General features: G+C 52.8%; 8 protein-coding genes and 1 pseudogene. 1 reads left to right on the top strand and 8 read right to left on the bottom strand.

Going from position 1 to position 8,925, the window contains the following annotated elements:
* Window positions 1–286: 286 nt before the first annotated feature.
* Window positions 287–1,138, bottom strand: coding sequence for an RNA polymerase sigma factor RpoH (rpoH, locus tag A7Q00_RS01495; protein ID WP_064088879.1), 852 nt, complete (start codon window positions 1,136–1,138; stop codon window positions 287–289).
* A gap of 189 nt (window positions 1,139–1,327) precedes the next feature.
* Window positions 1,328–2,962, bottom strand: a complete 1,635-nt coding sequence (gene lnt / locus A7Q00_RS01490) for an apolipoprotein N-acyltransferase (RefSeq protein WP_064088878.1) — start codon at window positions 2,960–2,962, stop codon at window positions 1,328–1,330.
* A gap of 212 nt (window positions 2,963–3,174) precedes the next feature.
* Here lnt and coaD point away from each other — a divergent pair, with 212 nt between their 5' ends.
* Complete coding sequence (coaD, locus tag A7Q00_RS01485) at window positions 3,175–3,690, top strand: pantetheine-phosphate adenylyltransferase (RefSeq protein ID WP_064088877.1); 516 nt, start codon at window positions 3,175–3,177, stop codon at window positions 3,688–3,690.
* 157 nt (window positions 3,691–3,847) lie between these two features.
* On the opposite strand, the pseudogene A7Q00_RS13205 reads toward coaD, so the two are convergent.
* The 6 genes and pseudogenes from A7Q00_RS13205 to A7Q00_RS01460 form a co-directional block, all read right to left on the bottom strand.
* Window positions 3,848–3,954: pseudogene (locus A7Q00_RS13205) on the bottom strand (IS5/IS1182 family transposase); the annotation flags it as partial.
* A gap of 88 nt (window positions 3,955–4,042) precedes the next feature.
* A complete protein-coding gene (locus A7Q00_RS01480) occupies window positions 4,043–4,468 on the bottom strand; it encodes a F0F1 ATP synthase subunit epsilon (protein WP_064088876.1) in 426 nt (141 codons plus the stop codon).
* 10 nt (window positions 4,469–4,478) lie between these two features.
* Window positions 4,479–5,876, bottom strand: coding sequence for a F0F1 ATP synthase subunit beta (gene atpD / locus A7Q00_RS01475; RefSeq protein ID WP_064088875.1), 1,398 nt, complete (start codon window positions 5,874–5,876; stop codon window positions 4,479–4,481).
* 39 nt (window positions 5,877–5,915) lie between these two features.
* Window positions 5,916–6,794, bottom strand: coding sequence for a F0F1 ATP synthase subunit gamma (gene atpG / locus A7Q00_RS01470; RefSeq protein WP_064088874.1), 879 nt, complete (start codon window positions 6,792–6,794; stop codon window positions 5,916–5,918).
* A gap of 24 nt (window positions 6,795–6,818) precedes the next feature.
* Window positions 6,819–8,366 (bottom strand): F0F1 ATP synthase subunit alpha, encoded by a 1,548-nt coding sequence (atpA, locus tag A7Q00_RS01465; protein ID WP_064088873.1) that lies wholly within the window; start codon window positions 8,364–8,366, stop codon window positions 6,819–6,821.
* 9 nt (window positions 8,367–8,375) lie between these two features.
* The gene (locus A7Q00_RS01460) at window positions 8,376–8,921 is read right to left on the bottom strand and encodes a F0F1 ATP synthase subunit delta (RefSeq protein WP_064088872.1); all 546 of its coding nucleotides are present in this window, start codon (window positions 8,919–8,921) and stop codon (window positions 8,376–8,378) included.
* Between the last annotated feature and the right edge of the window lie 4 nt (window positions 8,922–8,925).

The raw sequence follows: 8,925 nt of genomic DNA, 5'->3' as shown, positions 1-8,925 counted from the left end.
TGCGGTTTGGCTGATGTTTTTGCATTGTTCGTAATAGTTTAAAGCTTTGTTCCTTAAGTCCGCAGAGTATGCCATGGTTAGACCTTCAAAGTTGAATATTGTACTATTTTGTTTTTAATTTACTATATTTTAGCCCGCCATAAATAGGCAGCAGGGCGAATATTGATGGCTGTTTGACAGCTGTTTCTGTTCACAGGAAAAGCAAAGGCTACCTGAAAACTTAAGCCATTGCATCAACCCGATAAAAAAGCTGCCTATATCAGGCAGCTTTCGGTTTTTTGTCCGCTTACTCTTCGCTCATAAAGCCGCGCATCTTCTGGATGGCTTTGGCTTCAATCTGGCGGATGCGCTCGGCGGATACGCCGTATTCGGCGGCCAGTTCGTGCAGGGTGAGGCCGCCGTCGTCTTGCAGCCAGCGGCTTTCCACGATGCGGCGGCTGCGCTCGTCCAGCTGGGCAAGTGCGTTTTGCAGGCCTTCGGTTTGCATGGCGTAGCGGGCTTTTTGGGCGATTTGCTGGGTGGGCTCGCTGCTGGTGTCGGCCAGCCAGTCGATTGGGGCGTAGCTGTCTTCGTCGCCATCGCTGTTATCCGGCAGCAGGGCAACGTCTTTGCCGGTCATGCGCTGTTCCATTTCCAGCACTTCGTCCATTTTCACGCCCAAGTCGTCGGCGATGGTTTGCGCTTCTTCGGGCGAAAGGGCGTTCATGCTTTTACGCATGCTGCGCAGGTTGAAGAAAAGTTTGCGCTGCGGCTTGGTGGTGGCCACACGCACCATGCGCCAGTTGCGCAGGATGAATTCGTGGATTTCGGCCTTAATCCAATGTACGGCAAAGGAAAACAGGCGGGCGCCGCGGTTGGGCTCGTAGCGTTTTACGGCTTTCATCAGGCCGATGTTGCCTTCTTGAATCAGATCGGCTTGGTTGAGGCCGTAGCCATCGTAGCCGCGTGCGATGGAGACCACCACGCGCAGGTGCGACAAAATCAGTTTCTTGGCGGCTTCTAAGTCGCCTTGCAGCTGGCGAACGGCCAGGCTGTGTTCTTCCTCTGCGGTGAGCAGCGGGATGCTGTTTACCGTGTGAATGTATTGCTCCAGGCTGCCGTGGCCGCTGGGGATGGGCAATGCAAAAGTGTTATTCATTGTTTCTTGATTCCTTTTAATATTTTCCGCCTTCGGCGGTATTCGTCTTTTTCTATCTCTTTAATTACAGGCGTGATTAAACACCTATATTGTGTGATTTTGGTTTACGATAGGTTAAATTTTGTATTTTTTAAATTTTAATTTATTTTCTATATTGCATTCAATGGCGCTAATTCCGGGCAACCGTATTTATTTGCCCTCATTTTGCGGCTCGGCACTTAGCTCGCTGGCGTTTTCAGGTAGCCTCTCCTCTGCGGCATCGGGAGCAGGTTTGCACCGAGGCAGATAGCCGGCCAGCATCAGCAAGACGGCCAAACACAACAAACTGCACACCAGGGGCAGCGAGCCGCCCATTTTCATATACGGGGTTTCGCCGCGATAACCTTCGATAGTGCCTTCGAGCACGGTGCGGGTGTCGGGCGGGGCGAGTTTCACCACCCGGCCTTGCGGGTTGATGATGGCGGTGGCACCAGTATTGGTGGCACGTACCATGTAGCGGCCGAGCTCGAGGGCGCGGGTTTGCGATATTTGCAAATGCTGGTGGATGGCGTTGGAGCGGACAAACCAGCCCAAATTGCTCACGTTGGCCAGGAGGCTGGCTTGCTTGGCCGAGGCAATCAGCTCGTCGCCGAAGCCGTCTTCGTAGCACACGTTGAACGCCACGCGCTGGTTAGCCAAAATCAGCGGGGCTTGGGCACGGCCGCCGCGCTCAAAACCAGCCAGGGGCATGTTCATCATGCGGTACAGCGGCTCGGTGATGGCGGGCAGGGGTTTGTATTCGCCAAAGGGGACGAGGTGGTCTTTGGCGTAGAACGGGATGTCGTCGGGGCGGTCCGGGTGGTAATTGCTTAAGTTGATCACGGCGTTCAGGTAGCCTGTGCGCTGCTGGTTGTATTGGGCGATACCCATGGCGAGCGCGCTGCCGTTGCGCTGGGCTTCGTAGGCAAATTGGTCGAGAATGCCGGGGTTGTATTCCTGCAAATCCTGCCGCATCACGGGGATGGCGGTTTCGGGCAGGATGGTGATGTCGGCGCGGCTGTTGGCCACCTGTTCGTAGTAGCCCTGCATGGTTTCGTTCAGGTAGCCGGTGTCCCATTTCAGGGTTTGCGCCACATTGCCCTGCGCTAGCGCCACGGTGGCGCTGCTGCCGTCGGGTTCGGTGAAACGCACTTGGCGCAGCTGCCAGCCGCCGGCGAGAACGCCAATCAACAGCACGAGCGGCAATGCCCGCCGTTTCCAGCCTTGGTTGTGCAGCACCAGCACCAGCCACGCGCCGCAAAAGGCGCACAGCAGGGTAAGCAAGTGCACCCCGCCCACGGGGGCATAACCGGCCAGCGGGGAAAGGTCGGCCACCTGGCTGTAGCCCAGCGCACCCCAGCCGAAGCCGGTAATCGCCCGCTCGCGGGCAAATTCGGCCAGCGTCCACAACACGGGTAATAAGAGGCCGATGCGCCAGCCGCGCGGCAAACGGGCTTTTTCCAGCAACCAGAAGCAGGCGGCGGGATAAAGCGCGAGATAGGCGGGCAACAGGATGGTGAGCGGCAGGGCATACAGATTGGGCAGGCCGGATATGTCGTGCAGCGCGGTGTGTATCCAATAAAACTGTGCGGCGTAGCCCGCCAGGCCGAAGCAATACGCGCCGGAAACGCTGTTTCGCGGCCGCAGCTCGGTGAGCCGGATTAGGGTGCCGAACAGCAGCGGCATCAGCCAGAAATGGTAATACGGCGCAAATGCCAGCGGCGTGGCGGCTGCCAGCAGCATCACCAGCGGCCAGTACACGTAGCGCCGACTACACCAATCCTCAAATTTTGCAACCCAATTCATGTTTTCAGGTAGCCTTGATAAAGAAGCGGCATTATATAGCCAAATCATTGCCGCATGGTGCTTTCAGGTAGCCTTTCCGGTTGGGGCTACCTGAAAACGCCATGGCTGGGACATAAAGAAACAGCCTGGAAACTTCCCAAAATAAACTTGCACCGCCGCCGCAAGCGGGGTAGGCTTCGCCCGTTTTTAATTTGTCTTATGCAAAATCACTCATGGAACCACACCACCGCCGCGCCGTTTACGCCGGCAGTTTCGACCCGCCCACCAACGGCCACTTATGGATGATCCGCCACGCACAGGCCATGTTCGATGAACTGGTGGTGGCCATTGGCACCAATCCCGACAAGCAGGCCACCTACACACTGGAAGAGCGCACCGCCATGCTGGAGGACATCACTGCCGAATTTCCCAACGTGCGCGTTACCCATTTCCACAACCGCTTCTTGGTGGATTTTGCCGACAGCATCCAGGCCGATTTCGTGGTGCGCGGCATCCGCAGCGGCGCCGACTACGAATACGAACGCGCCATGCGCTACATCAACGCCGACCTACAGCCGACTATCACCACCGTTATCTTGATGCCGCCTCGCGAATTTGCCGAAGTGTCGTCCACTATGGTTAAAGGCATGGTCGGCCCGCAAAACTGGCAGAAAACCATCCGCCGCTACGTCCCCGATGCCGTGTACCGCAAAATACTGGCCGACCACGGCTGTTCGACTGAGGACTGATTGCCCACCATCTGCTTTTCAAAACAGGCTACCTGAAAACGATATGCCTACAGACTGGGCATACTCCCTTGACTTCAGCTTTTTCAGGTGGCCTTATAGCAAACCAACTTAACATTCGCTATAGCGTAGGTTCGTTTTGTCGTACTTCTACCGCCTTGTATAGTGAATTAAATTTAAACCAGTACAGCGTTGGCTCGCCTTGCCGTACTATTTGTACTGTCTGCGGCTCGCCGCCTTGTCCTGATGTAAATTTAATCCACTATATAAAAACCAATTTGGCTTGCTATAGTCAACAAGCAAAATAAAGCACGATGTGATCGTGCTTTATTTTTATCCGTCAAACCGGATTGCTTTAGCGTTTTTGTTTAATACGCAGGTAATTAAGGGCTTTCAGTTCGGCCAGCGCAATCGCCAATGCTGCCTGGGCTTTAGCCATAGATTCATCATCTTTGGCTTGTTTCACACCGGCTTCGGCAGCTTTTCTCGCTTCCTCCGCCCGTGCCTGATCCAGCTCGGCACTGCGCACAGCCACATCGGCCAAAATCATGATCTTGTGTGGCTGCACTTCCAAAATACCGCCGGAAATAGCCACCAAAACCTCTTCTTCCTGCTCCGGTACCTGCAAACGCAGCACCCCGGGGCGCACCAGGCTCATAATCGGCTCGTGGCGCGGGTAAATGCCGAGCTCGCCGTTTAGGGTCGGCACCACGGCGAAGCTGGCTTCGCCGGAGTAGATACTCTCCTCATTGCTGACCACATCAACCTGCATGATATTCATGCTGCATTCCTCAGTTCAGGGTTTTGGCTTTTTCCACGGCCTCTTCGATGCCGCCCACCATATAGAAGGCCTGTTCCGGCAGGTGGTCGTACTCGCCGCTCAGAATGGCTTTGAAGCCGGCCACGGTATCGCGCAGCGGAACGTATTTGCCGGGCGAGCCGGTAAACACTTCGGCCACATGGAAGGGCTGCGACAGGAAACGCTGGATCTTGCGGGCACGCATTACGGTGAGCTTGTCTTCGTCAGACAGCTCGTCCATACCCAAAATGGCGATGATGTCGCGCAGTTCTTTGTATTTCTGTAAGGTAGACTGCACGCCGCGGGCTACATCGTAGTGCTCTTGGCCGAGCACCATCGGATCGAGCTGGCGAGAAGTGGAGTCCAGCGGGTCTACCGCAGGATAAATACCCAAGGAGGCAATATCGCGGCTCAACACCACGGTAGCATCCAAGTGGGCAAACGTGGTGGCGGGAGACGGGTCGGTCAAGTCGTCGGCCGGCACATATACGGCTTGGATAGAGGTGATGGAACCGGTTTGGGTGGAGGTAATACGCTCCTGCAAACGGCCCATTTCTTCAGCCAAAGTCGGCTGATAACCCACGGCAGAAGGCATACGGCCAAGCAGGGCGGATACTTCGGTACCGGCCAGGGTATAGCGGTAAATGTTGTCTACAAAGAACAATACGTCACGGCCTTTGCCGTTTTCGTCTTTTTCGTCGCGGAAATATTCGGCCATCGACAAACCGGTTAGAGCAACACGCAGGCGGTTACCAGGCGGCTCGTTCATCTGACCGTACACCATGGCCACTTTGTCCAACACGTTGGAGTCTTTCATTTCATGGTAGAAGTCGTTGCCCTCACGGGTACGCTCGCCCACGCCGGCGAATACGGAAAGACCACTGTGCGCTTTGGCAATGTTGTTAATCAGCTCCATCATGTTCACGGTTTTGCCTACACCGGCACCGCCAAACAGACCAACCTTACCGCCTTTGGCAAACGGACAAAGCAAATCAATCACTTTAATGCCGGTTTCCAACAATTCGGTAGTGCTGGAGAGTTCGTCAAACTTAGGAGCAAATTGATGGATGGCACGGGTCTGGTCAGAACCGATCGGACCTTGTTCGTCCACAGGGTTGCCTAGAACGTCCATGATGCGGCCCAGGGTGGCTTTGCCCACCGGAACAGTAATCGGCGCACCAGTATTTTGCACGGCCAAGCCGCGTTTCAAACCGTCTGTACTACCCATCGCAATGGTACGGACAACGCCGTCGCCAAGCTGCTGTTGTACTTCCAGCGTCAAATCGGTATCAACCAGTTTGAGTGCATCGTAAACACGCGGAATGGCGGTACGCGGAAACTCCACATCGACTACCGCACCAATAATTTGTACGATTTTGCCTTGGTTCATTTATCTATCCTAAATATTCAAATCTGCCTGCCCTGCCATCTACACTGCGGCGGCACCGGCTACAATTTCCGACAACTCGGTAGTAATCGCTGCCTGACGGGATTTGTTGTAAATCAGGCGTAATTCCTTAATTGCGTTGCTTGCGTTGTCCGTAGCGGCCTTCATTGCCACCATGCGAGCAGACTGCTCGGAAGCCATGTTTTCACACAAAGCCTGATACACCACCGATTCCAAATAGCGGCGTACCAAATACTCCAGCACCAAGATAGGCGAGGGCTCATACACATACTCCCGACCGTATTCTTCTGCTTCCGATATTTCATTCAGCACATTGTGGCCGATGGGCAACAAGGTTTCCAGATTCGGCTCTTGGCGCATAGTATTGATAAATCTAGAATACACCAAGTGAACAATATCCAAGCTGCCGTCTGCATAACGCTGGAAAACCTCAGTTAGCGAACCAAGCAGCACTTCCATCTTCGGAGTGTCACCCAAATTCACCGCACTGGCTACCACATTGAGACCGGCACGGTTACAGGCAGCCAAGCCTTTACTGCCGAAGCAGATAATTTCCACTTCCACACCCTGTTGCCGATATTCTTGCACTTGTCCCAAGAACTTCTTCAGCAAATTGGCATTCAACCCGCCACACAGGCCTTTGTCGGTAGTGATCAGGATGAAACCGGCACGCCGAATGTTCTTCCGGCTTTCCAAGATTGGCAACTGCTTATGCTCGGTTTCTACCTGCGCCAAGTGACTCATCACTATACGAACCTTCTCAGCATAAGGCCGTGCCAAACGCATTCTGTCCTGCGTTTTCCGCATTTTGGAAGTCGATACCATCTGCATGGCTTTGGTAATCTTCTGTGTATTCTGTACACTGCGGATTTTCGTGAGGATTTCTTTCCCTACTGCCATTTCAGACTTTTCCTTTTCTGCGGTTTAAGCCGAGTAGTTGCGGGAGGCTTTAAATGTGTTGATGGCTTCGGTCAAAACTTGCTCGTTCTCATCACTCATCACACCCTGCTGATTGATTTGATCCAGCACATCGGCGTGCTGCGTGCGCACATGGCCTAAGAAATCAGCCTCAAAGGCCAATGCCTTAGATACCGGTACATCCTCGTAAGAGCCTTTGTTAATTGCCCACAAGGTCAAAGCCATTTCGGCAATACTCATGGTGCTGAACTGTTTTTGCTTCATCAATTCAGTAACCACTTCGCCATGTTGCAACTGCTTGCGAGTCGCCTCGTCCAAATCAGAAGCAAATTGAGAGAATGCTGCCAATTCACGATATTGAGCCAAAGCTAAACGGATACCGCCCCCCAGTTTTTTAATAACTTTGGTTTGAGCAGAACCGCCTACGCGAGATACGGAAATACCTGCATTAATGGCTGGACGAATGCCTGAGTTGAACAAATCAGTTTCCAAGAAAATCTGACCGTCAGTAATAGAAATTACGTTAGTCGGCACGAAAGCAGACACGTCACCGGCTTGAGTTTCGATAATCGGCAATGCGGTCAATGACCCCGTTTTGCCTTTTACCTCGCCGTTTGTACGTTTTTCCACTTCATCGGCATTAATGCGAGCGGCACGCTCCAGCAGACGGCTGTGCAGGTAAAATACATCCCCTGGATATGCTTCGCGGCCGGGCGGGCGACGCAACAGCAGGGAAATCTGACGATAGGCAACGGCTTGTTTGGACAAGTCATCATATACAATCAATGCATCTTCGCCACGATCGCGGAAATACTCACCCATCGTGCAGCCAGAATACGGAGCAATGAATTGCAGAGCAGCTGCTTCAGAAGCTGTTGCAGCCACCACAATGGTATGCTCCATTGCACCATGTTCTTCCAGTTTGCGTACCACGTTGGCAATAGAAGAGGCTTTTTGGCCAATTGCCACATAAATACAGATAACACCGGTGCCTTTTTGGTTGACAATCGCATCCAATGCAACGGCCGTCTTACCGGTTTGACGGTCGCCAATAATCAACTCACGCTGACCACGACCAATCGGTACCATAGAATCCACTGATTTCAAGCCAGTTTGCATCGGCTGATCTACGGATTGACGCGCAATGACACCCGGAGCGATTTTTTCAATCGGCGCAGTTTCTTTAGCGTTAATAGGGCCTTTACCATCAATTGGTTGACCCAGGGCATTCACGACACGGCCAACCAGCTCACGACCAACCGGCACTTCCAAAATACGGCCGGTACATTTAACTTGATCGCCTTCTTTAATGTGCTCGTATTCACCCAATACAATCGCACCAACCGAATCACGCTCCAAGTTCATGGCCAAACCGAACGTGTTGCCGGGGAACTCCAACATCTCACCCTGCATGACATCCGACAAGCCGTGCACACGCACAATACCGTCGGTAACAGAAATCACGCCCCCATAGGTACTGGCTTCCTGTTTTACATTCAGGTTTTCAATTTTAGATTTTAACAACTCACTGATTTCAGCAGGATTAAGCTGCATGAAACTCTCCTAATTTATCATGGCCGTATACAGGTTTTTCAGCTTCCCCCGCACGGACAAGTCCAAAACTTTATCTCCAACTTCAATTTTGATACCACCAATTAGCTCGGGCATCACTTTTAAGGTAGCCTCCAGCTTATGGCCAAATTTCTGTTGGCAATCGCTCACCACCTTGGCGAACTGTCCTTCACTCATCGGGAAAGCACTGTAGATTATGGCTTTTTGTATATGATCCTTCGCCAACACCAGTGCTTGGTATTGGTTATATACTTCCGGTAAAACTGCCAACCTACCACCTTCAGCCAACACATACAGGAAGTTTTTAAAATCCGTATGCTGTGGCGTGTGGATGCCGTCTAATAATCCAATTAGGATATCCGCCTTCTGATGAGGGACAATACCGGCATCGTCTAGCAATGTGGCAAGCTTAGGTTGGCCGACAGCCCACGCCAAATCTTTTAGCTTTTCCAGCCAGAATTCGATTTGGCCTTTTTCAGAAGCCAATTCGAATAATGCTTTGGCATATGGCCTGGCAATGGTGGCAAGTTCAGCCATAGTT

Origin of the sequence: Eikenella halliae, assembly GCF_001648475.1 — a bacterium.
Taxonomy (GTDB): Bacteria; Pseudomonadota; Gammaproteobacteria; order Burkholderiales; family Neisseriaceae; genus Eikenella; species Eikenella halliae.
The sequence above is the reverse complement of the archived record's forward strand: the minus strand, read 5'-3'. Positions and strand labels throughout refer to the sequence as shown.

Excerpts from the sequence above, each read along its gene's own strand:
- rpoH (WP_064088879.1), bottom strand. The coding sequence starts at position 1,138 with ATGAATAACACTTTTGCATTGCCCATCCCCAGCGGCCACGGCAGCCTG.
- lnt (WP_064088878.1), bottom strand. The coding sequence starts at position 2,962 with ATGAATTGGGTTGCAAAATTTGAGGATTGGTGTAGTCGGCGCTACGTG.
- coaD (WP_064088877.1), top strand. The coding sequence starts at position 3,175 with ATGGAACCACACCACCGCCGCGCCGTTTACGCCGGCAGTTTCGACCCG.
- A7Q00_RS01480 (WP_064088876.1), bottom strand. The coding sequence starts at position 4,468 with ATGAATATCATGCAGGTTGATGTGGTCAGCAATGAGGAGAGTATCTAC.
- atpD (WP_064088875.1), bottom strand. The coding sequence starts at position 5,876 with ATGAACCAAGGCAAAATCGTACAAATTATTGGTGCGGTAGTCGATGTG.
- atpG (WP_064088874.1), bottom strand. The coding sequence starts at position 6,794 with ATGGCAGTAGGGAAAGAAATCCTCACGAAAATCCGCAGTGTACAGAAT.
- atpA (WP_064088873.1), bottom strand. The coding sequence starts at position 8,366 with ATGCAGCTTAATCCTGCTGAAATCAGTGAGTTGTTAAAATCTAAAATT.
- A7Q00_RS01460 (WP_064088872.1), bottom strand. The coding sequence starts at position 8,921 with ATGGCTGAACTTGCCACCATTGCCAGGCCATATGCCAAAGCATTATTC.